Here is a 22,725-nt window from a genome sequence, read left to right on the forward strand (position 1 = left end):
CCCATGCGTTTCCTCGCCCTTGCCCTGCCCCTGCTGCTCGCCGCCTGTGCCTCGGGAGAGCGCCAGCCGGCCGCGCGCAGCGCCCCGCCGCCCGAACCGCCGCAGGTCCAGCAGGGCGGGTTGCTGATCGGCTTTACCGCGACCCAGCTGGCGCAATTGTTCGGAACGCCCGACCTGCGCATCGTCGAGGGTGACGGGATCAAGCAGCAATATCGCGGCCCCTGCATCCTCGATGCTTATCTCTACCCGCCGGTGCGCGGGCGCGAGCCGGTGGTGATGCATGTCGATGCGCGTGGCCCGAGCGGCAACGACGTACCGCGCGAGGATTGCGCCGCGGTCCTGCAGCAGCTCAGGTAGCCAGCCTTTCGCGCAAGCGCGACATCGCCCAGCGCGCGGCGTCGGCGACCACCGGATCGGGGTCGGCAAGGTGCGGTTCGACATGCGCGATCATCGACTTCTCCCCGCTATTGCCCGCCGCGATTAGGCAATTGCGCACCATCCGGTCGCGCCCGATCCGCTTGATGGGCGAGCCGGCGAACAGCGCGCGAAAGCCCGCATCGTCGAGCGCGAGCAGGTCGGCAATGCTGGGCGCGGCCAGTTCGGCACGCGGATGGAACTGCTTGTTGGCCTGCGCCGCGTCGGCAAAGCTGTTCCACGGGCACACGGCGAGACAGTCGTCGCAGCCATAGATGTGGTTGCCGAGCTGTTCGCGATATTCCTCGGGGATCGGTCCGTGATGCTCGATCGTGAGGTAGGAAATGCATTTGCGCGCATCGATCCGCCCCGGCCCGGTGATCGCGCCCGTGGGGCAGGCATCGATGCAGGCGGTGCAGCTGCCGCAATGCTCGCTGGCAGGCGCGTCGGGTTCGAGCGCGAGGTCGGTATAGATCACGCCGAGGAACAGCCAGCTCCCGTGCGTGCGGTTCAGGAGATTGGTGTGCTTGCCCTGCCAGCCGACGCCCGCTGCCGCCGAGAGCGGCTTTTCCATCACCGGCGCGGTGTCGACGAAGACCTTGAGCTCGCACCCGGTCTCCTCGACCAGCCAGCGCGCCATCGCCTTGAGCTTCTTCTTGACCACCTTGTGATAGTCGGCGCCTTGCGCATAGACGCTGATCCGCCCCTTGGTCGGCCGATCCGCCAGCCGCATCGGGTCCTGCGCCGGGGCATAGCTCATCCCCAACGCGATCACGCTTTTCGTTTCCGGCCAGAGCGATTTGGGGCGCGCGCGCTGCTCCTTGCGCTCCTCCATCCAGCCCATTTCGCCGTGACGCCCCTCGGACAGCCATTCGGCCAGCCCGTCGGCGGCTTGCGGCGCGGCATCGGCGTCGGCAATGCCCCAGGCGCAGAAGCCCAGCTCTTCCGCCTTGGCGCCGATCGCCGATTTGAGACTTGCCACCATACCTGTGGCCTCTAACACTAAACGGCATGGAGAACAGTCAATACGCGGCCGAAGCCCGCGACATGGTCAAGCGCTTCGACGGCAAGCTCGCGGTCGACGGCGTCAGCTTTTCGGTTCCCAGGGGTTCGATCTTCGGCTTTCTCGGCCCCAACGGCGCGGGCAAGACCACCAGCCTTCGCATGCTGCTGGGTATTATCGACCCCGACGAGGGCAGCCGCACGCTGCTGGGCGCCGACCAGCCGCTGACCGTCGCGCATGACGTCGGCTATCTCCCCGAAGAGCGCGGCCTCTACCCCGCCATGCCCGCCAAGGAGGCGATCGCCTTCATGGGCGCGCTGCGCGGCCTGCCGCTCAAGGAAGGGCGCGCGCGGGCAGTCGACCTGCTCGAAAATGCGGGGCTGGGCGAATGGACCGACAAGCCGATCCGCTCGCTGTCGAAGGGGATGGCGCAGACGGTGCAGCTGCTCGGCACGATCGTTCACGGTCCCAAATTGCTGATCCTCGACGAGCCCTTTTCGGGGCTCGATGCCATCAACCAGGGCAAGCTGGAAGACATGATTCGCGCGCAGGCAGAGAAAGGCACGACGGTCATCTTCTCGACCCACGTCATCGCGCATGCCGAGCGCCTGTGCGAACAGGTGGCGATCATCGCCAAGGGCAAGATCGCCTTTGCCGGCGCGGTCGCCGAGGCGCGAGCGCGGCTCCGCCCCATCGTCAACCTACGAACCCGCGCCGACGAGGGCGCGTGGAAAGAGGCACTGCCCGCCGACGCGAAGAAGGTCGGGCACGAATATCATTTCGAATTGCCCGCGAGCGGTCCCGAACCGCTGCTGAAGGCGCTGATCGACGGCGGTGCGGGGATCGAGACACTCTCGATCGAGCGCCCGGGCCTGCATGACGCCTTTGTCGCTATCGCGGGCGAAGCCGCGGCGGCCGAGATGGAGGAAGGCAATTGACCCGCGCCGAACGTCTGCGCTGGACGTTGCGCTCGGCCTATACGGTCGGACGCCGCGACTTCATGGCGACAGTGATGAGCAAGGTGTTCCTGCTCTTCCTCCTCGCCCCGCTCTTCCCGCTTGCCGTCGGCCTCGCCTCGGGCAGCATGGGCGAACGGCTGGTCGAAAGCAGCGGACCGCCCAAGGTCGCGGTGGTTGCCGACGAAGAGAGCTTCGCCGCGCTCGAGGCGGCGCGCGAGCGACTGGGCCTCCTGGCCGGTGACCGTCCCTTCGTCGAGTTGGTGCGCTACGACGCGGCGGCCGACCCCGCGGCGCAGCGCGAGGCGCTGCTGGCGGCCGAGGACGACCCCGTCGTCGGCGTGCTCGAAGGCGGGCTGGAATCGCCCCATTATTATGGCGCGACCGAGGAAGACGGGCGTGTCGCGCGCACACTGGCGACCTTCGTCGAGACTGCGCGCCACAGCCTTGCGCAGGCGCCGCCCGAGCCCGCGCCCTTCCAGTTCACCTCGACCGAGCAGAGCGGCGGCACCACCTCCAAGATCCGCGAGCTGATGGGGCTTGGCGGGCAGATGGTGATCTTCGTGCTCGTCCTGCTGCTCGCCGGCATGATCATGAGCCAGATGCTCGAGGAAAAAGGCAACAAGGTGATCGAGGTGCTTGCGAGCTCGATTCCCGTCGATGCAATCTTCCTCGGCAAATTGTTCGCCATGCTCGCCATCTCGCTGGTCGGGATCACCGTCTGGATCGGGGCGGGGATCGTCGGCATCTCGCTCTGGCTCGACGAGGGGTTGGCGGGCCTGCCGCCACCGCCCGCGGTCGGCTGGACCGCCTTTGTCGTCCTGCTCGTCGTCTATTTCGCGATGAATTACCTCCTCATCGGCGCGGCCTTCCTCGGCATCGGGGCGCAGGCCTCGACCGTGCGCGAGGTGCAGACACTGTCGATGCCGATTTCGATGGGACAGATCATCCTGCTGTTCGCGGCGCAGGCGATGATCGGCGCGCCCACCAGCACCGAGGCGATCGCGGCGGCGGTCTTCCCGTTGACCAGCCCGCTGGCGATGATCGCGTTCGCGACCCAGCGCCCCGAAATCTGGCCGCACCTCGCCGCGATCGCGTGGCAGGGGTTGTGGGTCGTGCTGATCCTCAAGCTCGCGGCGCGTTTCTTCCGGCGCAGCGTGATGAAATCGGGCCGCCCCTTCCGCTGGCCGTGGCAGAAGAAGGAAACGGCGCCCGTTTGAGCCAGAAGCATCACGCCTCCTCGGTTCTCGAAGCCGCCTTCGTCATCGCCCGCCGCGACTATTCGGCGACGGTGCTGTCGAAGACCTTCCTCTTCTTCCTGATCGGGCCGATCTTCCCGCTGCTGCTGGGCATCGTGTTCGGGAGCATCGGCAGCCAGATCGCGCAGTCGGGGCAGACCCCGACCATCGCGGTGATCGGCAGCGAGAGCGAATTCGCATTGCTCCAAACCGCACGCGACCGCGCCGAGCCGTTCCTGTCCAACCAGGGGCTGACGCGCATCATCCACCGCCCGCCCGAGGACGATCGAGAAGAGCAGCGCCAGCGACTGCTCGCGGGCGACGATCCGCCGGTCGTCGCGGTGCTCGACGGCGGGCTCGACACGCCGACGCTCTACGGCTCGGTCAACGTCAACACGCTGCCCGTGCGGCACATGGCGGGTTATCTGGAAAGCGCGCGGCAGTTGCGCGCCAACGCGCCGCCCGAGGCTGCCGAGTTGCAGCTCGTGTCGACCCAGCGGGTCAAGGGCGCGACCAACAACAACCGGATCAAGATCGCGCAGGCGGGGCAGTTCGGACTGTTCTTCATCACGCTGCTGCTCGCCACGATGCTGCTGTCGCAAATGCTCGAGGAGAAGGGCAACAAGGTCATCGAGGTGTTGGCGAGCGCGGTGCCGGTCGACGGTATCTTCATGGGCAAGTTGTTCGCCATGCTGGCGGTGTCGCTGACCGGCATCGTCATCTGGCTGGGCGGGTCGATCGGGCTGTTCTTCGCGCTGTCGAACGAGGGAATGGACGCGCTGCCGCCACCGCCCGCGGTCGGCTGGCCGGCTTTCTTCGCCTTCCTGCTGATCTATTTCGCGATGGGCTATTTGCTGATCGGCGCGGCATTTCTCGGCATCGGCGCGCAGGCCTCGACCCCGCGACAGGTGCAGGTCATGTCGATGCCGGTGACCATGCTCCAGGTCATGCTGCTGTTCGCGGCGATGCAGGGGGTGGGCGATCCCTATGGTAGCGAGGCGATCTGGACCGCCATCTTCCCGCTGACCAGCCCGCTCGCGATGATCGCACGCGCCGCGCAGGTAAGCGACATCTGGCCCCACGTCGCGGCGATCGCGTGGCAGGCGCTGTGGATCGCGATCATCCTCAAAGTCGCCGCCCGCGCCTTCCGCAAGAGCGTGCTCAAGACGCGGACGCCCTGGCGCTGGCCGTGGTCGCGGGGGAAGGCCTAAGCTACTCGCTCGGTGCGGGGCCGATCTGTGCCCAAAGTTCGATCTTGATGCCGTCGGGGTCGAGGATCCAGGCGAACTTGCCGTAGGGTTCGTCCTGGCGGCCCAGGATTTCCACGCCCTTTTCCTCCAGCTCTTTCTGGAAGGCATCGAGGTCGTCGACCCGGAAGTTGATCATGAAGCCGCGCGTGCCGGGGTCGAAATAGGTGACGTCGTCGGCGAAGCTCGACAGGAGCGAGAAGGGGTCGTCCTGGGGCTCGTCGCTCCAGCGGAAGACGGGGCCGTATTGGCCGCTCAGCCCGAGCACGTCCTTATACCATTTGGTCGCCGCCTCGACGTCCTTGCGCTTGACGAACACGCCGCCCAGTCCCGTGATCCCTGCCATATCGCTTTCCCTCTGATGGTCGCGCTGCCATAGCTCAAAGCGATGAGCCGCACCAACCCCGTCGCCCCACCGCCCGTCGACACGCGCGCCATCTGGGCGATTGCGATCCCCGCCATGCTGACCAATGTCGCCACCGCGCTGATCGGGCTGGGCGACATGTGGATCGTGGGACGGCTGGGCGACGCGCCGACGCAGGGCGCGGTCGATATCGGCGCGCGTCTGTTCGCGCTGCTGTTCGTCACGATGAATTTCCTCAAGACCGGCACCACCGGGCTCGTCGCGCAGGACGGAATGCGATCGGGGGTCGAGGCGCAGGCGCAGACGCTCGCGCGCGGGTTGGTCGTCGGGCTCGCGATCGCAGCGACGCTGATCGTGCTCAAACCCGTGCTCATGCCCTTCCTGCTCGCCATGCTGGGGGCGGAGGGCGAGGTGCTTGCCGCCGCGCGCGTCTATGCCGAGATCCGCTACTGGTCCGCGCCCGGCGTGATGGCCAACCTGGCACTGGTCGGCTTCCTCGTCGGCACGCGCCGGGTGAAGGCCGCGCTCACTATCGAGGTCGGCTACAACATCCTCAACGTCGCGCTCGGCTACTGGCTCGCCATCACACAGGGAATGGGGATCGCGGGCATCGGCTGGTCCAGCTTCATTGCCGAATATGCCAAGCTCGCGGTGGTGCTCGCCTTCGTCCTCGCCACGCCCGCCGGACGCCCCTTGCTCGCCGCGCTCAAGCGCCGCGCCACGGTGCGCTGGGCGAATTTGCGCCCCTTCCTTTCGGTCAATCGCGACCTGTTCCTGCGCACGCTGATCCTCATCACCTCGCTCGCCGCGCTGACGCGGCTGGGTGCGGAGCGCGGGGCGGTCGTGCTGGCGGCCAACGGCATCCTATTCCAGCTCTTCACGCTCCAGGCGCTGTTGCTCGACGGGTTCGAAAATGCCGCGCAGGTGCTCAACGGAGAGCGCAAGGGCGCCGCCGACCGCGTCGGCTTCCTGCGCGTGACGGGCGCGATCATGAAGCGCGGCTTCATCGCAGCAACCCTGCTCTCGATCGCCAGCCTGCTGGTCCTCGCGCCCGTCATCTGGAGCTTTGCCGCCACCGAGGAAGTCGCCGCGACCGCCTTCACCTTCGCGCCGTGGCTGGTCTTCCTGCCCTTCGCGGGCGTCGCCAGCTTCATCTTCGACGGGGTGTTCGTGGGCGCCAGCTGGACGCGCGCGCTGCTGCTCTCGATGCTCGGCGCGGCACTCCTCCTCGCCCTGTCGCTGTGGCTCACCTGGCCGCTGGGCAATAACGGGCTGTGGATCAGCTTCGCGCTGTTCCTCGCCGCGCGCGCCGCGATCCAGTGGGCGATGCTCCCCCGCCTCGCCGCGCGCATCGACGAGGACCCGGCCTTGCAAAGCGGAACCGCCTGACGCAGCCTCCGCCCGTCGACTATAGGAAGTTGCCTTGCGTCTCACCGTTCTCGCCGCTGCCCTGACAGGCCTCACGGTCGCAACGCCGGCCGCGGCAGCGCCTCCTGACAACGTCGAGCAGCAGCCCGGCCTCGACCTCTTCGATATCCGGACGAGCGAATGGGTCTCGCTCCACTTTTTCGCGTTTCACGCCGCGCGAGCGATGGAGGGTGGCGACTATGGGTATACGGCAGTTCCGCTGCGCCCCGAGGACGCCGCGCTACTGGAAAACCCGACCATCGCGGCCGAGTTCGCGCCCCTCGCCGAGGCCTATGCTCCACTATTAAAAGGACGCCTGTTTCGCGGCGGGCTTTTCAGCGTCGTCAAGGCGTTGACCGATCCCGATGCGATCGATCCCGAAATCCGCGCGCCCTTCGACGCCTTCATGCCGACCTATCGCCGCTATTTCTGGGCCCGCCATCGCGCGTTCGCGGAGTTGGCGAAGGCCGACCTCGAGGCCAAGTTGGCGGCTCATGGCCCTGCCTTGCTCGCCGCCACCGCAGCGGAACTCGATGCGACATGGGGTGATTCCGGCTATGTCGCCTACCTCTCGCCCTACGTGAACTGGGCAGGTGCCTTTTCGAACGACAACATGCTGTTCTTCAGCGCCACCGACGAGAATTACAGCCGCCACCGGCTCGAGATGTTCGTCCACGAGACCGCCCATGGCAGCCCGATCGGCGACACGATCGACCCCGCGGCAGAGGCGGCGCTGGCCGCGGCTGGTCTCGAGAACGACCGCTTCTGGCACTATCTGTTATTCTACGCGACGGGACGCGCCGCCAAGCGCGTGCTCGGCGACGACTATGCCACCTATATCGAGACGACCGGCCTACGCACCCACCGGGGCTCCAAGCCGTGGTACGACGCGCTCGAGGCCGTCTGGGACGAGCATGACACGCTCGAAGAGCGCGCGATTGCGGCAGCCGCGATGGTCGCGGCGCAGCAGGATCAGTGAACGAAGCGCGCCACCACGTCGCGATAGGAGCGGCTGACTTTCACCTCGGCGCCTGAATCGAGCACCAGGAAACATTCGCCATTGGTGTGCGGCTTGACCTGTTTGACCTGGTCGAGATTGACGATGGTCGAGCGATGGACGCGCTGGAAGCGGCGCGGGTCGAGACGCTTTTCGAGGTCCTTCATCGTCTCGCGCAGGATCAGCGTATTGTCGCCGGTCTGGATGCACATATAGTCGCCTGCGGCATCGATCCGCTCGATGTCCTCGACATCGACGCGGAAGATCTGGCCCTGGTCGCGGATATTGATGACCTGCTCGTAGCGGCTGGCGGCGGGACGGTCGTTGCCGTCGGCCACGCTCTCGGCGACTTCGGGGGCATGTTCCTCGAGCGCGCTTTGCAGCTTCTCCGCCTTGCGGCTGGCGCCCTTTTCGGCAAGCCGTTCGCGTACGCGGTCGAGGGTGGCTGCTAGCCGGTCCTCGTCGACCGGTTTCATCAGGTAATCGACCGCCTTGGCCTCGAACGCCTTGAGCGCATGCTCGCTATAGGCGGTGACGAAGACGAACAAAGGCGGCTCGACCTCCATCAGCCCGGAAATCACCGAAAATCCGTCAAACCCCGGCATCTGGATGTCGAGGAAGACGAGGTCGGGCTTGTGCGTCTTGACCGCGCGGATCGCCTCGCGGCCATTATTGGCGGTGGCGACGACCTCGACGTCGTCATGGGCGTCGAGACGCAGCTGCAGGCCCTGCGTGGCGAGCGGTTCGTCGTCGACGAGAATGGTGCGGATGGTCATGTGTTCGTGTCTTCCGTTTCGTAGGGTATTTCGAGGATAACGCTGAAACCCCCTTTATCGTTCTGTTTGGTGCGAAAACCGTGTGCCGGCCCATAGGCCTGCGCCAGTCGATCCTTGATGTTGACCAGCCCGACGCCGGTCGAATGGGTGGTGCCGTGGCCGCCCCCGCTGCCCGGCCCGCTGTCGGCGACCTCGATCCGCACGGCCTGCCCCTCCCGGCGCGCGGTGACCCAGATGTCGGCGCCTTCCTCCGACGGGGTCACGGCATATTTGATCGCATTTTCCATCAACGGCTGGAGCAGGAGCGAGGGAAGGCGCGCATTGACCGTGTCGGCGTCGATCCGGAAATGCGGGCGCAGCCGCTCCTCGAACCGCATCTTCTCGATGTCGAGATAGAGCTTCAACGTCTCGACTTCCTTGGCCAGCGGGACCTTTGCGGTCGGCTCGTTGACCAGCGTGTAGCGCAGGAAGCTGCTGAGCCGCGCGAGCATCGCATTGGCGCGCTCGACCTGCTTCAGGAGCACCAGCGTCGAGATGCTGTTCAGCGTGTTGAACAGGAAGTGCGGATTGAGCTGGTATCGCAGCATCGCCAGCTGTGCCGCCGAGGCCTGGCTTTCCAGCTTGGACCGCTGGTCGATCTGTTCCTCCAGCAGCAGATAATAGTTGATACCGTAATAGAGCGCCGACCAGGCCGCCAGCAGCGTGAAGTCGAGGCTGATCGCGGCGAGGTAGAGCACCGGATTGGGCTCGACATTGGGATTGACGAAGGTCGCGAGGCTCCACGTCTCGATGAAGGAAAAGGTCAGCGCCGCGACCAGCACGGTGACGAGCGTGGCGACCGCGGTCACCCCGACCTTCATCACGATCAGCCGGCGATAGAGCGAGGCCATCAAAAGGGTGATCGAATAGCCGGTGGCGGTCAGCAGCAGGCAATGGACGACGAACATCGCGCCCATCGAGTTGGCGATGCCCGACAAAGAGCGCAGCAGGAAAAAGCCCGACCAGCCCAATGACTGGAGCAGCCAGAAGGCGCGATTCTTGTCGGCGAAGAAGGGCTCGTCGAGCCCGACGCCCTCGAGGATCGGCGCGGGCTTGCCGCCCTTCTGTTCGTCGACCTGGCGCACGAGCTTGGCGGGCGCTTCGCTGGGCACGGCCTCCCCGGGCTTCAGGCTGGAGACAGGTTCGCTGGCGATGATGGCCTTCCTTTCACGATCCAACATAGTGTCGCGCACGCGCCGCGCATAGTGGTGGCGCACGGCGCACCGGGACGCTAGGGATCGGCGACGAAACGAATTGCCGTGGCGACGGGTTGTCATCCTGTCGCTCCCGGCCGTGAATGGAGAAGTACACTTGTCCCTGTCCCGCACGCTGTTCGCCGCTTTCGCCCTGCTTTCGGTCGCCGGCTGTCGCTCCGGCGAAGACGCCAAGCCCGAGCCGGCGCCGACCGGAGAGATTGCGCCGATCCTCGATCGCGAGGATGCGCAGGACATTCACAGCTTTGCCCAGCCGCTCGAGGCGCGCGTCTATCACATCGCGCTCGACCTCGACGTCGACCTCGATGCCAAGCAGGTCGCGGGCAAGGCGACGCTATCGATCGACGCCAAGGACGAAGCGGAAGAAATCGTGCTCGATACGCGCGGGCTGCGGCTGGAAAAGATTACCGACGGCACGGGCAAGGCATTGGACTACGAAGTGGGCGAGGAAGGACCCGACAATGTCGGCGCGCCGCTCACGGTGCAGATCGGCGACGCGCGGACCGTGGTCGTGCACTACGCCTCGGCGGAAAATGCCAGCGCGCTCCAGTTCCTGACCCCCGAACAGACGTCGGGCAAGGAGCATCCGTTCCTGTTCAGCCAGGGCCAGGCGATCGAGAATCGCAGCTGGATCCCGACGCAGGACAGCCCGGGCATCCGCCAGACCTGGGAAGCCAATATCCGCGTGCCCAACCCGCTTGTCGCGGTGATGAGTGCGCCGAGTTCGGGCGATCCCATTCCCGATGGCGAAACGCATACCGTCTATCGCTTCGAAATGGACAAGTCGGTGCCGCCCTACCTGATCGCGCTGGCGGTCGGTGATCTCGAATTCAAGCCGCTCGGCATCAAGACCGGCGTGTGGGCCGAGCCCGAGATGATCGAGGAAGCCGCCGCCGAGCTGGCCGATACCGAGAAGATGGTGACCGCGTCGGAAGAACTGTTCGGACCCTATCGTTGGGGCCGCTACGACATGCTCGTCCTGCCGCCCGCCTTCCCGTTCGGCGGCATGGAAAACCCGGTCATGACCTTCCTGACGCCCAGCTTCATCGCCGGCGACAAGTCGCTGGTCAGCCTGATCGCGCACGAACTGGCGCATAGCTGGTCGGGCAACCTCACGACCAACGCGACCTGGGCCGACTTCTGGCTCAACGAGGGCATGACCGTGTGGGCCGAACAGCGCATCATCGAGGCGGTCTACGGCACCGAACGCTACGAGCAGGACGTCCAGCTGTCGCTCGACGCGATGAACGAGGAGGTCGAAGGGCTCGAGCGCAAAGATGACAGTGCGCTAGCGATCGACCTCACCGGTCGTCACCCGGATGACGGGCTGACCGGCATTCCCTACGACAAGGGCAGCGCCTTCCTGCGCACGATCGAGAACGAGGTCGGGCGCGAGCGGTTCGACGAGTTCATGAAGGGCTGGTTCGACCGCCATGCGTTCAAGCCGGTGACCTCGGGCATGTTCTACGAGGAGCTGGTCGAATATCTGTTCGATGGCGACGAGGAAAAGGCCGCCGAGCTCAAGGTCCGCGAATGGATCTACGAGCCCGGCATCCCCGACAATATCGCGCTCGGCAATGCCGAGGCGTTCGCCGAAGTCGATGCCGCGGTCGAGGCCTTCGACGAGGGCGGCGCGCCCGATGCCGACGCCTGGAACGACTTCAACACCAACGAAAAGCTGCGCTTCCTCGCCGCGATCGACAGCGATGATCTGTCCGACGCGCGGCTCAAGGCGATGGACGAGGCGTTCGGGCTGACCGACACCGGCAATAACGAGGTGCTGTTCCTGTGGCTCAAGGCCGCGGTCGCCAACCGGTATGACCCGGCGGTTCCGCGTCTCGAGCAGTTCCTGACCGACATCGGCCGCCGCAAGTTCGTGCGCCCGCTGTTCGTCGCGCTAGCGGAGGATGAAGAGTGGGGCCTGCCGATCGCGCGCGAGCTCTATCCCAAGGTCCGGCCGCTCTATCACCCGATTACCAGCCGCGACCTCGATGAAATGGGGCTTTTGCCGGAAGCGGATTAGTCCGAATTTCGCATCAGTCTTAACCTGGTCGTAACGCTCTTTCGCTAGGTCTTTCTGCGATAAATGGCATGCAGAGGGCCAAAAAGGCGAAATGTATCAGGCACCTGACCGTTACAAGCGCATGATTTCGGCACGCACCCCCGACGGTGCGGATGTCGGCGTTGCCAGCGCGAAAGAGGATAAAGGCAGCTCGCCCCTCAAGGACGGGCAGCTGATCTCGCGCGCCCAGCTCGCCCCCTTCTTCGCCATCGCCAACATCGTCGCCGCCCTGCTCGTGCCGGTCGTGCTGCACAGCAAGATCGACAGCTTCCTCCTGCTCGGCTGGATCGGCACCGTCGCCGCCGTAAATATCGGCGCGATGATGCTGGCCCGCAAGCAGGCGATCACCAATATCGGTCGCTCGGGCAAGCCCGTGCCCCCCTGGGCGCTGATGGGCGAAGTCGTCATCCGCGCGGCCGTCTGGCTTTCGCTCCCGATTTATGTCTTCGAGGGGCTGTCGGGCGGCGAGCAGATCGTGCTCGCCTCGGTCGTTGCCGGGCTCGGCATTGGCGGGCTCGGCCTCGTCATCATCCCGCGCGCAGCGACCGTCTGGCTGACCGCCTTCACCGTCTCGCTCAGCTATTGCCTGCTGATGCTCGGCAAGCAGGTGCCGTTCGAATTCCTGCTCACAACCGCATTCACGCTCGCGGTCGTCATCTTCGGGGTCACCACCCTGTCGAAATGGTCGTTCGGCCAGCTCAAGACCAACGCCGACGTCGGCTCGGCCAGCGAGAGCGCCGGCCTGCTGCTCCAGGAATATGAAAAGCGCGGCGTGGGTTGGCTGTGGCAGACCGACGACGAGCATCGCGTCACCTATCTCTCCAGCCGTATGGCCGCCCTGCTCGGTCGCCCGACCAGTGGCATCCTCGGCCATACCCTTCCCTCGCTCCTGTCGGCGTCGAAGGAATTGAACGCGACGCTGGAGGCCGCGCAGCAGTTCAACAATCTCGAACTCGAAGTCGATTGCGGCGAGCGCGGCAAGCGCTGGGTATCGATGGCGGGCGACCCGATCATCGATCCCGCCGGACGCTTCGTCGGTTTCCGCGGCGTGGGCTCGGATATCACCGACGTGCGCAACACGCAGGAGCGCCTGACCCACCTCGCCAACATGGACGTGCTTTCGGGCCTGCCCAATCGTGGCCGCGTCCGCCAGTTGCTCGGCGAGGCGCTGCGCGAGGCGACGACTTCGAACGTGCCCTGCGCGATCATGTTTCTCGACCTCGACGGCTTCAAGCCGGTCAACGATACGTTCGGCCACCCCAAGGGCGATGCCGTGCTCCAAGCGGTGGCCAAGCGCCTCGTCCAGGAAGTCGGCGATGGCGGCCATGTCGGTCGCATGGGCGGCGACGAATTCGCAATCATCGTCAATGACGGCCAGTCGCGCCGCAATGTCGAGGCGCTCGCCGACCGCATCATCCGCTCGATCGCCGAGCCTTACATGATCGACCAGATCGAGATCCGCATCGGCGTCTCGATCGGCTGCGCCTTCGGGCCCATCGACGGCGCGACCGTCGACGACCTCATCCTCAAGGCCGACCTTGCGCTCTACGAAGCCAAGGGTGCGGGCCGCGGGGTCGCCAAATATTTCTCGAGCGAGCTGCAGAGCGAGCAGGAGGACAAGGTCCGCCTCGAAAACGACCTGCGCGCCGCGATCGCCAGCAAGCAGTTCCACCTGATGTACCAGCCGCTCGTCGCGGCAAAGGATCAGCGCCTCGTCGGTTTCGAAGCGCTGATCCGTTGGGAGCATCCCGAGCGCGGCTTCGTACCCCCGCCCGTCTTCATCGCCATGGCCGAGGAAATGGGCCTGATGATGGAACTGGGCCAGTGGGTCATCGAGGAAGCCTGCCGCACGCTCGCGCACTGGCCCGAACCGATCACGGTTGCGGTTAATGTCAGCCCCAAGCAGATTGTCATGCCTGCCCTGCCCAACCTCGTCAGCCAGGCGCTGGCGCGTCACAAGGTGCCGGGCAACCGCCTCGAACTCGAAGTGACCGAAGGCGTGTTCCTGGGCGACAACAGTGCCACGCTCGACACGATGAAGCGCCTGCGCCAGCTCGGCATCGGCATCGCGCTCGACGATTTCGGCACCGGCTACAGCTCGATCGGCTATCTCAACAAGGCGGTTTTCCACAAGCTGAAGATCGACGGCAGCTTCGTTCGCGAGGCCAGCACGCGCGAAGAGAATGTCGCGATCATCAAGTCGATCGTGCAGCTGGCGAAGTCGTTCCGCATGAACGTGACTGCCGAAGGCGTCGAGACTGCCGAGGATTTCGAGCGCATGCGCGATCTGGGCGTCGACACCATCCAGGGCTATCTCTTCGGCCGGCCGCTCAGCTACGAACGCGCGACCAACATGGTCGCCAGCTTTGCCGCCCGCAAGCGCGCCTGACCCGCGGGCTTAGTCCGCTTCCACCAGATTCCTGAGCGCATCGACGAGCGCGTCGCCCCGGAACGGCTTGGCCAACAACTTGGCATCGGGTGCGGACGCGCGAATGGCATCGGTTTCGCTATAGCCGGACACGAACAGAATGGGCTGACCGGGCGTCTCCTCGAGCATCTGGCGAGCGACCTCGGCACCGGTCAGCCCCGGCATGATGTAATCGAGCACTACGAGATCGGGATGCTCCTCCGCGAACCACTCGAGCGCATCGCGCCCGTCGGCAGCTTCATGCACCACGAACCCCTCGTCCCTGAGGGTCTCGACCATGAAGGTGCGAACAGCGTCGTCGTCGTCCACGACGAGGACGGAACGATCGTCGCGGCGACCCTTGGCGATCGCGTCATTAGGCCGGCTGTCATCGGCTAGGACATCTTCTTCGGCGCACCGTAGCAGCAAGGTCACGGTGGTGCCCTTGCCGGGCGTACTTTCGATCCGCGCGGTTCCGCCCGACTGGCGCGCCATGCCATAGACCATCGACAGCCCGAGCCCGGTCCCTTTCCCGACATCCTTGGTCGTGAAGAAGGGCTCGAAGACGCGGGCGCGCACGTCCTCGTCCATACCCGACCCGGTATCCTGCACCGAGAGTTCGAGATAGTCGCCGGGCTCGACCTCCGGATCTTCTTCGATTTCTATCTTGTGCAACCCGAAGCAGAGGCAGCCCCCGTCGGGCATCGCATCGCGCGCGTTTACCGCGAGGTTGAGCAATGCCACTTCTAGCTGGGTCGGATCGGCCATGGCCGGGCAGACGTCTTCGTCGATGAAGAAGCGCTTCTCGATCCCCGGGCCGAGAACATTTCGCAACAAGGGGCGGGCCTGCTCGATCAACTGTGCGATGTTGCTCGGGCGCACCTCAAGCTTTTGCGCGCGGCTGAAGGCGAGCAGCTGGCCGGTGAGCCGCGCCCCGCGTTCTGCGGCAGCGAGAGCATTGGTCGCATAGGCAGCGGTTTTTGCGTCCTCGACGCGCCGGTTGATCATATCGAGGCCGCCGACCACGACCGTCAGCAAATTGTTGAAGTCGTGCGCGATGCCGCCGGTCAGTTGGCCGAGCGCCTCCATCTTCTGCGCCTGGCGGAGCTGCTCCTGCGCGATCTTCAATTCGCTGAGGTCGCGAGCATCGATGATCAGGAATTCGGGTTCACCATTCTTGCCCAGGACCGGTCGCACCGAGACAAGGTGCACGCCATGCTCGCCGCCCTGGACGACGTCGATTTCGACCGCGCCTTCCTTACCGGCCTGTGCGCCTTCGACGATGACTCGAAGCGCCTGCTGGCTTTCCGGGATCGACGAGATGAAGGGCACCTCAAGCACCGGGCGCCCCGCCACGTCCTCCATGGTGACGCCCAACTTCTTGAGAATCTTTTGGTTCATCTCGATGATGCGCGCATCGAGGTCGAGCAGTGCGGCCATCTCCATGCTTTCGAACACGGCCCTGAAGCGCGCGTCCTGATGCTCCATGGCCGTGCGATGATCGGTGATGTCCTCGACGATCATGACGAGCCCGATGACGTCGCCATCACTATCGAGGTGCGGGCGATAGGTTGCCTTCGTGTAGCAGCGGCCGCGGGTGGGATGCTGGAACTCGGCGGGGAGGACCACTTCCTCTCCCGAGAGGGCGCGCTCGATCGACGAGCGCCGCAGGGCATAGGCTTCGGCGCTCATGACTTCATCGATGCGCTTGCCGAGGATTTCGGACCGCGGACGTTCGAACCAGTTGGCGAGCGTCTTGTTGAGGAAGAGATATTTCTGATCGCAACCGCAATAGGCGACCATCACCGGAAGCGTGTCGGCAATCGCCAGCAATGCCGAGAATTCGAAATCGGGTGCAGCCTCGCGGGGCGCGCCGGGCACGCCTTGAAAGAGCTCACCGCCTAGAGACGGCGACTCGCGATCCCCCCAGTTCGCCATGACCTCATTAATGCAAAGAATCGCGCCCGAGTCACGCACCTGTGGATAAGTCGGCTTTCCGACAAAGCCCAGTTTGCCGCCACTACTGGTGTCGAACTGACAGAGATCTCGAATTTTCCGTGGCGGACGCTGGGCGGGAAGCGACCCCCACATCCCTCGATTCGGCTAAGCCTAACGCGAGTAGCGCACCAGCAAACGGTGGCCGTCGACCAGCCGCAACTCGTCGACGATTCGGCCCCGCTTTTCGATCGCCGCGCGGAAATCCTCTTCGGTATAATCGTCGAAAATATCCTCGCGCATCGCCAGCAGTGTCTTGACCATATTGTCCTGCTTGTCGGGGAACTCGATGATCCCGTCAGGCGCCATGTCCATCAGCCAGCCCACCACCTCGTCGAGCGGCACGTTGCGGCCGATGGCGATGTGGTGAACGACCGCCAACGCGACCATCGCGTCGCCCCGCACGCGACGGGCAAACCCCTCACGCTCGCGCTCCGCCCAGCCCTGATCGGGCGACGGGTTGGCGGCGTCGAGCCAGATCGGCGTGAAGGCGAGCTTTTCCTGTTCGGCTCGGCTCACCGCGAGGTTCAGCGCATTATGGTCGAAGTCGAAGCCGATGACGCGGCTCGCGCCTGCCTCGAGCGCGGCCACCGAATAGTCGCCGCTATTGCAGCCGATATCGAAGGTCAGGCCCTTGGTATCGGCGGCGAGCTTGCCGATGAAGTCAGCCTTCTGCTGCTGTTCGTCCGAGGAATAGCTGGTATTGTCGGCATATTCGCCCCAGACGCTTTCGCCCCCGGGCGGCTGCAAGCCTTCGATATAGGCTTTCAGTCCTTCGAGGATCGCGACGAAACGTGCCTTGGGCAGCTTCGCCTTCTCCTTGGCGGCGCGCGCTTCGGCGGGCGTCGTCGCAAGCCGCTTTTTCTGGAGCGCGGCGAGGCCGACGACATGAGCGAGCACGACCGGCGACCATTTGGCTTTCCACGGCAGCATCTTGGCGAGGTCTTCGGGCGCAATGCCTTCGAGGGCGCCGCGCATCCAATGGTTGGGCGCGATGCCGACCTTGTCCCATAGGAGGAGCGGGCCGAGGAACTGGCTGACGAACTGGTAGTGGCCGACCCATGCCTCGCCTTCTTCATAGGGCTGGATCGACAGATGGTCGATGAAGCGCGGGGTCACGCCATCGAACTGGATGTTGTAGGCGGTCGCATCGGACAGGGTGAAGCCGTCCTTCAAAGCCTCGAGATGCACGCGAAGCTGCGTGATCGCTGCCTTCTTCCAGAGTGCGAATGGCCATTCGTAGGGATGCGAGATAAAGGGCAGCGTGGGATGTTCGAGCCAATAGGCGACATCGTCACAGGCGAGCGCTGCGGGGGCCTCGACTTCCTTGAGCCCGACCAGCAGGCCCTTCTTGACCAGCCGGCCGTAGAGCCCGGCATCGCGCGCGGCCTCATAGGCCGCGGCGGCGGCGCCTTTGGTTACTGAACGAAGGATGCGCCCTTCGTGGCGATACACCTGCCCTGCCCGGTCACGGAATGAACCGGCCACGCGCCCCCCGTCAGTCATGCTTGGAATTCCTTACTTGGTCTCGGCTTCAGGTTCGGCCTCGAGCGTTTCGTCGATCTCTAGCTCGGGCTGCTTGATGCCGAACAGGCCCTTCACCCAGCCGATCGCGCGACGCGAATAGAGGCCCCAGGCCGCGAAGAAGCCGATGATCGCCTGCAGTGCGATGCTTGCAGTGGCGCCATCGAGATAGGCATGCGCCGGGGCGGTCATCGAAATCAGGATCGCCACCGCAGCGGCCTTACGCAAAATGGTCATGGTCGAATTGTCCCCATTGGTTGACTGTCGCTCTTCCTGCTAGCGGCCAATTCTTAGCAATTTGATAACCACGAACTCACTGCCAGTCCAATGCGATCGGCGCGAATGTCCGTCCGTCCGGGTCGGGTGGTTCCAGCAAGGTCGGCGGAACGCCTTCGGGTTCGTGCGGCACTTGCGCCTGTCCGGCGTCGGTTCCTTCCAAGAGCTCGGCAAGGCTTGCCGGCCCTTTCATTCGCCCAGGAGCGGGCGTCTGGAGCTTCACCGCGAACAAGGTGGAGCCCGCGTGGAGCCATTGCGCCTCGCTGCCCTGGTCCATGCCCCAACGCGCCATTTCCCTACCCAGGCGCGAGCCATGGTCGCCATTGACGATCATCACATAATTGCCGCCCGAAGCCGCGTCGGCCGCATCCGCCACCCGACCGATCAGGCCGGTGACACAGCGCACCTGTGCGACATAGGCGGCGGCGCGCGTTTCCTCGGACGAAGATTGCCACGCCGTCTGCCATCCCGTCACCGGTGTCGTCTTGCAGTCCTCATCGTGGCTGTAGGGGAAGTGCGGGGCCAGCACATGTGCGACAATCGCATCACCCGGCCCCTTATCCTTCACGACGTCGGCAACGCGTTCCAGCTCGTGCACCGAATTGATCGTGTTGGCCTCCCCGCGATGCTTGAGCGGCGCATGCACCGAAATTTCGCCGGTCAGGAAGTTCCCGTCGATGATATTCTCGATCACGCCCGAATAGACCAGCGCCAGCACCAGCTGCCGACCGATATGGATAAAGATCAGGCGCGCGCGGTCACCGGTCGAAACCTCCGCTTCGCGTATCCCTTGCAAATTCTCGCGCCAGTAGGTGCGGCACGACTGCACCTCGTTCCCCTCGCATAGATCGACGAATGACGACTGCACCACATCGATGTCATAGCCGGCCGCGCGCAGGTCGGAGAACCAGCGGGTCGCGCCGGTCACCCCGCCGACATCGCTATTGCCGAAGGACTCGCCGAGCTCCCCATAGTTGAGGAACATCGGGATCGACGTCACCGAGTGATAATATTGCGTATGCGCATCGTCGTAGACGGTGAAGCCATGCTCCATCAGCGATGCGGCCATCGCCTCGCCCTCGCCTTCATGCCCCGGCATCGCGTCAAGCCCGCGCACGCCCTCGAACTCGTCGAGGATCAGGTGGACGAGCAGCGGTGGCTCCTCAGCCACCTCCACGGGCGCCAGCTCCCGCTCCACCGTCTCGATCCGCTCCGCATCCTGCCCGAGCCCGAGCAGGCTGGTCATCCCGATCACCGCGAACGCGACCGTCACCAGCCGGAAAAAATCGACCCCCATGCGATAGGTGAACAGCAGCCCCGCGACCCCGGCCACGAACGGCCAGTCGATCGACGCCATGTTCCAGTCCGCCAGCAGCAGCGCCAGGAACCCGCCCAACGCCACCTTGATCGAGAAGCGCACGTCGGCCAGCACGATTGCAAACAGCAGCGCGCAGGCCATCAGGATGACCCACACGATCCCGACTTCGGGCACCAGGATCGGATAGGAATGGAACAGCAGGATGTTGAGCAGGCTGGCCGTCAGCCCAACCCCCATCGCGCCCAGGCCCCAGATGAACCATTCGCGCTTGCTACCCCGATCACGACCAGGCGCACGCCGCGCCGTCTCCCCCGACTTACTCATGCAAACGAGCATGGCGCGAGCGTGCGAGGGTAGCAAGCGCGAATGAGCACCGAGGCGAAGGAATAACGAGCGAAGCGAGGTTTCCTTCGTCCGAGAGAGGCGTTCCCGCGTCGGCCAGCGGGTCGCGAAGACTCGCGCTGCTTCGGCGACGCTATCGCGTCGGCGGCGCTACACTCGGGCGCTTAGCCTTCATCACCCATTTTCAGGGCAGCGATAAAGGCTTCCTGCGGGATCGAGACGTTGCCGTACTCCCGCATCTTGGCCTTCCCCTTCTTCTGCTTCTCGAGCAGCTTGCGCTTACGCGTCGCGTCGCCGCCGTAGCACTTGGCGGTCACGTCCTTGCGCATCGCGCTGATCGTTTCGCGCGCGATGATCTTGCCGCCGATGGCGGCCTGGATCGGGATTTTGAAGATTTACCCTGCGCCAGCAGTCCGGGGGACTGATGCGCGGGTGAACCTGGGGATCAGCTCTCGTCGCCCATCTTTAGGGCGGCGATGAATGCTTCTTGCGGGATACTGACGTTCCCATACTCACGCATCTTAGCTTTGCCTTTTTTCTGCTTCTCTAGAAGCTTGCGCTTCCGGGTAGCGTCGCCACCGTAGCACTTGGCAGTAACGTCTTTCCGCATCGCCGAGATAGTTTCTCTCGCAATAATTTTCCCACCGATCGCCGCCTGAATGGGAATCTTGAACAAGTGGCGTGGAATCAGCTCTTTTAGCCGCTCGCACATGCCGCGGCCGCGTTCTTCGGCGGTGCCGCGGTGGACGATCATGGAGAGCGCGTCGACCGCTTCCTCGTTGACCAGGATGCTCATCTTGACGAGGTCGCCCTCGCGATAGCCGATCTGTTCATAGTCGAAGCTGGCATAGCCCTTCGAAATCGACTTCAGCCGGTCGTAGAAATCGAACACCACTTCGTTGAGCGGCAATTCGTAGACCACCTGCGCACGCCCGCCGACGTAGGTCAGCTCCTTCTGGATCCCGCGCCGGTCCTGGCACAGTTTCAGGATACCGCCGAGATATTCGTCGGGGGTGTAGATCGTCGCCTTGATCCACGGCTCCTCGATGAAGTTGATCCGGTTGACGTCGGGCATGTCGGCCGGATTGTGCAGCTCCAGCACCATCGCATCCTCATTCTTGGTATGCGACAGGTCCATGCGGTACACCACGCTCGGCGCGGTGGTGATCAGGTCGAGGTCATATTCGCGCGTCAGACGCTCCTGGATGATCTCGAGGTGCAAGAGGCCGAGGAAGCCGCAGCGGAAGCCGAAGCCCAGCGCCGCGCTCGTCTCCATCTCGAAGCTGAACGAGGCATCGTTGAGGCGTAGCTTGTAGAGGCTTTCGCGGAGCTTCTCGAAGTCCGCCGCGTCGACCGGGAACAGGCCGCAGAAGACCACCGGCTGCACTTCCTTGAAGCCCGGGAGCGCCTTTTCGGTCGGGTTCTTGACCGTCGTGATCGTGTCGCCGACCGCGGTCTGCGCGACTTCCTTGATCTGCGCGGTGATGAAGCCGATCTCGCCCGGGCCCAGTTCGGGCAGCTCGACCCGCTTAGGGGTAAAGCAGCCGACGCGGTCGATGAGGTGCTCGCTGCCCGCGTTCATGAACTTGATCTGCTGGCCCTTCTTGATCACCCCGTCCTGCACGCGGACGAGGATTACGACGCCCAGATACGGGTCGTACCAGCTGTCGACGAGCATCGCCTTCAAGGGCTTGTCGCGGTCGCCCGTGGGGGCGGGGATCTTGTCGACGATCGCTTGCAGGATGTCTTCGATGCCGATGCCCGTCTTCGCGCTCGCTTCAACCGCGTCCGCGCTGTCCAGCCCGATGACTTCCTCGATCTCCAACTTCACGCGATCGGGTTCGGCCGCGGGCAGGTCGATCTTGTTGATCACCGGCACGATCTCATGGTCATGCTCGATCGACTGGTAGACATTGGCCAGCGTCTGCGCCTCGACCCCCTGCGCCGCATCGACCACCAACAGCGCGCCCTCGCACGCCGCGAGGCTCCGGCTGACTTCGTAGGCGAAATCGACGTGGCCGGGCGTGTCCATCAGGTTGAGCTCATACGTCACCCCGTCCGCCGCCTGCCAATTCAGCCGCACCGTCTGCGACTTGATCGTGATCCCGCGTTCCTTCTCGATATCCATGTTATCAAGGACTTGCTCACGCATCTCGCGCTGCGTCAGCCCGCCGGTTTGCTGGATCAACCGGTCGGCAAGCGTCGACTTCCCGTGGTCGATGTGCGCGATGATACTGAAATTACGGATCTTTTTAAGGTCGGTCATAGGATTTCGTGTCGCTGAGTTTGGGGGCGCAGCTAGCAGGGATTGCGGGCGCTGTCAGCAACTCTCGGAACCCGATGCGCGCGCCCTTCGTCTTTTGACGAAACAGGGAAAGGTTTTGCCTCATGTCGAAGGCCACACAACTCGAAACATGGACCCGCGTCGGCTTTTTCGCGCGCGGTCTGATTTACATCCTGCTGGGCTATGTCGCGATCAGTGCCGCGGCGCCCGACAGCACATCCGACCTGTTCAAGTCGGTCGAAGACCTGCCGGGCGGTACCATCATGCTCGCCATCATCACGTTGGGCGCGATCGGATATGGATTGTGGAAGATCCTCGATGCGGTCCAAAATCTCGAAGGCTTCGACGACGATGCCAAGGGCAAGGCCAAGCGCTTCTTCTACGTCGTCGGCGGTGTCGGCTATTTCGTGCTCGCCTACCTCGCGGGCAAGACGCTGCTGGGTTCGGGCGGATCGGGCCAGGGCACCGAACAGGCCGCCGCGGCCTCGCCCGACATCCTGCTCTATCTCGTGGGTGCCGGGATCGGAATTGCCGGACTCTACCAAATCAAGAAGGGCGTCACTCGTGAATTTCTAAACGGGCTCAAGGATGCACCGCCGCTGGTCGAATATTGGGGCATGCTGGGTCATGTCGCACGCGGGATCGTGTTCATTGTATCGGGCTGGGCGGTGATCCAAGCGACGGGCAATAGCGGCGCCGCCAAGGGCCTCGCGGGCGCGCTCGCAAGCCTGAAAGGCATGGGCACGATCTTTACCATCCTGTGCATCGGCCTGATCCTGTTCGGGCTGTTCAGCCTGGTCGAAGCGAAATATCGCACCGTGCCCAACGAAGATCTGCGCCCGGGCCACTAGGCTTCCACGAA

At 64.5% G+C, this 22,725-nt stretch carries 18 protein-coding genes and 1 pseudogene; 9 read left to right on the forward strand and 10 right to left on the reverse strand.

What is annotated here, in order from left to right; genetic code table 11:
* The first annotated feature begins 3 nt into the window (after window positions 1–3).
* Window positions 4–357: a hypothetical protein gene (locus KTQ36_RS00200; protein WP_218631788.1), complete on the forward strand. Its 354-nt coding sequence runs from the start codon at window positions 4–6 to the stop codon at window positions 355–357.
* On the opposite strand, the gene queG is transcribed toward KTQ36_RS00200, so the two are convergent.
* Window positions 350–1,399, reverse strand: a complete 1,050-nt coding sequence (gene queG / locus KTQ36_RS00205; RefSeq protein ID WP_218631789.1) for a tRNA epoxyqueuosine(34) reductase QueG — start codon at window positions 1,397–1,399, stop codon at window positions 350–352. The two genes, KTQ36_RS00200 and queG, sit on opposite strands and share 8 nt — an antisense overlap.
* A 26-nt stretch (window positions 1,400–1,425) precedes the next feature.
* Here queG and KTQ36_RS00210 point away from each other — a divergent pair, with 26 nt between their 5' ends.
* From KTQ36_RS00210 to KTQ36_RS00220, 3 genes are read left to right on the forward strand one after another with little or no spacing between them, the layout of a single operon-like run.
* Window positions 1,426–2,355 carry an ABC transporter ATP-binding protein gene (locus tag KTQ36_RS00210; RefSeq protein ID WP_218631790.1) on the forward strand — a complete coding sequence of 310 codons (930 nt, stop codon included), beginning with the start codon at window positions 1,426–1,428 and terminating at the stop codon, window positions 2,353–2,355.
* On the forward strand, window positions 2,352–3,593 hold the full coding sequence (locus KTQ36_RS00215) for an ABC transporter permease (protein ID WP_218631791.1): 1,242 nt from the start codon (window positions 2,352–2,354) through the stop codon (window positions 3,591–3,593). Before KTQ36_RS00210 ends, KTQ36_RS00215 begins: the two co-directional genes overlap by 4 nt.
* Window positions 3,590–4,822, forward strand: coding sequence for an ABC transporter permease (locus KTQ36_RS00220; protein WP_218631792.1), 1,233 nt, complete (start codon window positions 3,590–3,592; stop codon window positions 4,820–4,822). The genes KTQ36_RS00215 and KTQ36_RS00220 overlap by 4 nt, the downstream gene beginning before the upstream one ends.
* Before the next feature lies 1 nt (window position 4,823).
* Here KTQ36_RS00220 and KTQ36_RS00225 read toward each other — a convergent pair whose 3' ends face one another.
* The gene (locus tag KTQ36_RS00225; protein WP_218631793.1) at window positions 4,824–5,204 is read right to left on the reverse strand and encodes a VOC family protein; all 381 of its coding nucleotides are present in this window, start codon (window positions 5,202–5,204) and stop codon (window positions 4,824–4,826) included.
* A 42-nt stretch (window positions 5,205–5,246) separates the two neighbouring features.
* On the opposite strand from KTQ36_RS00225, the gene KTQ36_RS00230 reads away from it, so the two are divergent.
* Together KTQ36_RS00230 and KTQ36_RS00235 are read left to right on the forward strand one after the other, a co-directional pair.
* The gene (locus KTQ36_RS00230) at window positions 5,247–6,611 is read left to right on the forward strand and encodes an MATE family efflux transporter (protein ID WP_218631794.1); all 1,365 of its coding nucleotides are present in this window, start codon (window positions 5,247–5,249) and stop codon (window positions 6,609–6,611) included.
* Window positions 6,612–6,645: 34 nt separating this feature from the next.
* Entirely contained in the window at window positions 6,646–7,608 is a 963-nt protein-coding gene (locus KTQ36_RS00235; protein WP_218631795.1) for a hypothetical protein, read from the forward strand.
* Here KTQ36_RS00235 and KTQ36_RS00240 read toward each other — a convergent pair.
* Both KTQ36_RS00240 and KTQ36_RS00245 read right to left on the reverse strand, forming a co-directional pair.
* Window positions 7,602–8,402 carry a LytR/AlgR family response regulator transcription factor gene (locus tag KTQ36_RS00240; protein ID WP_218631796.1) on the reverse strand — a complete coding sequence of 267 codons (801 nt, stop codon included), beginning with the start codon at window positions 8,400–8,402 and terminating at the stop codon, window positions 7,602–7,604. The genes KTQ36_RS00235 and KTQ36_RS00240 overlap by 7 nt on opposite strands.
* Window positions 8,399–9,622 (reverse strand): sensor histidine kinase, encoded by a 1,224-nt coding sequence (locus KTQ36_RS00245; RefSeq protein WP_218631797.1) that lies wholly within the window; start codon window positions 9,620–9,622, stop codon window positions 8,399–8,401. Before KTQ36_RS00245 ends, KTQ36_RS00240 begins: the two co-directional genes overlap by 4 nt.
* Window positions 9,623–9,752: 130 nt before the next feature.
* On the opposite strand from KTQ36_RS00245, the gene KTQ36_RS00250 reads away from it, so the two are divergent.
* Together KTQ36_RS00250 and KTQ36_RS00255 are read left to right on the forward strand one after the other, a co-directional pair.
* Window positions 9,753–11,678 (forward strand): M1 family metallopeptidase, encoded by a 1,926-nt coding sequence (locus KTQ36_RS00250; RefSeq protein WP_255553897.1) that lies wholly within the window; start codon window positions 9,753–9,755, stop codon window positions 11,676–11,678.
* Between the two features lie 91 nt (window positions 11,679–11,769).
* A complete protein-coding gene (locus KTQ36_RS00255; RefSeq protein WP_218631798.1) occupies window positions 11,770–14,106 on the forward strand; it encodes a putative bifunctional diguanylate cyclase/phosphodiesterase in 2,337 nt (778 codons plus the stop codon).
* Between the two features lie 9 nt (window positions 14,107–14,115).
* Here KTQ36_RS00255 and KTQ36_RS00260 read toward each other — a convergent pair whose 3' ends face one another.
* The 6 genes and pseudogenes from KTQ36_RS00260 to lepA form a co-directional block, all read right to left on the reverse strand.
* Window positions 14,116–16,062, reverse strand: a complete 1,947-nt coding sequence (locus KTQ36_RS00260; protein ID WP_218631799.1) for a hybrid sensor histidine kinase/response regulator — start codon at window positions 16,060–16,062, stop codon at window positions 14,116–14,118.
* 171 nt (window positions 16,063–16,233) lie between these two features.
* A complete protein-coding gene (locus KTQ36_RS00265) occupies window positions 16,234–17,625 on the reverse strand; it encodes a class I SAM-dependent methyltransferase (RefSeq protein WP_218631800.1) in 1,392 nt (463 codons plus the stop codon).
* A gap of 12 nt (window positions 17,626–17,637) precedes the next feature.
* Window positions 17,638–17,880, reverse strand: a complete 243-nt coding sequence (locus tag KTQ36_RS00270) for a hypothetical protein (RefSeq protein ID WP_218631801.1) — start codon at window positions 17,878–17,880, stop codon at window positions 17,638–17,640.
* Between the two features lie 76 nt (window positions 17,881–17,956).
* Window positions 17,957–19,561, reverse strand: coding sequence for a hypothetical protein (locus KTQ36_RS00275; protein ID WP_218631802.1), 1,605 nt, complete (start codon window positions 19,559–19,561; stop codon window positions 17,957–17,959).
* Window positions 19,562–19,743: 182 nt separating this feature from the next.
* Window positions 19,744–19,974 (reverse strand): annotated as a pseudogene (locus tag KTQ36_RS00280) (elongation factor 4); the annotation flags it as partial.
* Window positions 19,975–20,024: 50 nt separating this feature from the next.
* A complete protein-coding gene (gene lepA / locus KTQ36_RS00285; protein WP_218631803.1) occupies window positions 20,025–21,845 on the reverse strand; it encodes a translation elongation factor 4 in 1,821 nt (606 codons plus the stop codon).
* A 122-nt stretch (window positions 21,846–21,967) separates the two neighbouring features.
* Here lepA and KTQ36_RS00290 point away from each other — a divergent pair, with 122 nt between their 5' ends.
* Window positions 21,968–22,714: a DUF1206 domain-containing protein gene (locus KTQ36_RS00290; RefSeq protein WP_218631804.1), complete on the forward strand. Its 747-nt coding sequence runs from the start codon at window positions 21,968–21,970 to the stop codon at window positions 22,712–22,714.
* Window positions 22,715–22,725 lie beyond the last annotated feature (11 nt).

The organism is Sphingomicrobium clamense (genome assembly GCF_019264355.1).
GTDB lineage: Bacteria > Pseudomonadota > Alphaproteobacteria > Sphingomonadales > Sphingomonadaceae > Sphingomicrobium > Sphingomicrobium clamense.

Coding starts and splice junctions, on each gene's coding strand:
- KTQ36_RS00275 (WP_218631802.1), bottom strand. CDS start 19,561: ATGAGTAAGTCGGGGGAGACGGCGCGGCGTGCGCCTGGTCGTGATCGG.
- KTQ36_RS00270 (WP_218631801.1), bottom strand. CDS start 17,880: ATGACCATTTTGCGTAAGGCCGCTGCGGTGGCGATCCTGATTTCGATG.
- KTQ36_RS00255 (WP_218631798.1), top strand. CDS start 11,770: ATGTATCAGGCACCTGACCGTTACAAGCGCATGATTTCGGCACGCACC.
- KTQ36_RS00210 (WP_218631790.1), top strand. CDS start 1,426: ATGGAGAACAGTCAATACGCGGCCGAAGCCCGCGACATGGTCAAGCGC.
- KTQ36_RS00225 (WP_218631793.1), bottom strand. CDS start 5,204: ATGGCAGGGATCACGGGACTGGGCGGCGTGTTCGTCAAGCGCAAGGAC.
- KTQ36_RS00260 (WP_218631799.1), bottom strand. CDS start 16,062: ATGGCGAACTGGGGGGATCGCGAGTCGCCGTCTCTAGGCGGTGAGCTC.
- lepA (WP_218631803.1), bottom strand. CDS start 21,845: ATGACCGACCTTAAAAAGATCCGTAATTTCAGTATCATCGCGCACATC.
- KTQ36_RS00290 (WP_218631804.1), top strand. CDS start 21,968: ATGTCGAAGGCCACACAACTCGAAACATGGACCCGCGTCGGCTTTTTC.
- queG (WP_218631789.1), bottom strand. CDS start 1,399: ATGGTGGCAAGTCTCAAATCGGCGATCGGCGCCAAGGCGGAAGAGCTG.
- KTQ36_RS00245 (WP_218631797.1), bottom strand. CDS start 9,622: ATGTTGGATCGTGAAAGGAAGGCCATCATCGCCAGCGAACCTGTCTCC.
- KTQ36_RS00265 (WP_218631800.1), bottom strand. CDS start 17,625: ATGACTGACGGGGGGCGCGTGGCCGGTTCATTCCGTGACCGGGCAGGG.
- KTQ36_RS00230 (WP_218631794.1), top strand. CDS start 5,247: ATGAGCCGCACCAACCCCGTCGCCCCACCGCCCGTCGACACGCGCGCC.
- KTQ36_RS00240 (WP_218631796.1), bottom strand. CDS start 8,402: ATGACCATCCGCACCATTCTCGTCGACGACGAACCGCTCGCCACGCAG.
- KTQ36_RS00200 (WP_218631788.1), top strand. CDS start 4: ATGCGTTTCCTCGCCCTTGCCCTGCCCCTGCTGCTCGCCGCCTGTGCC.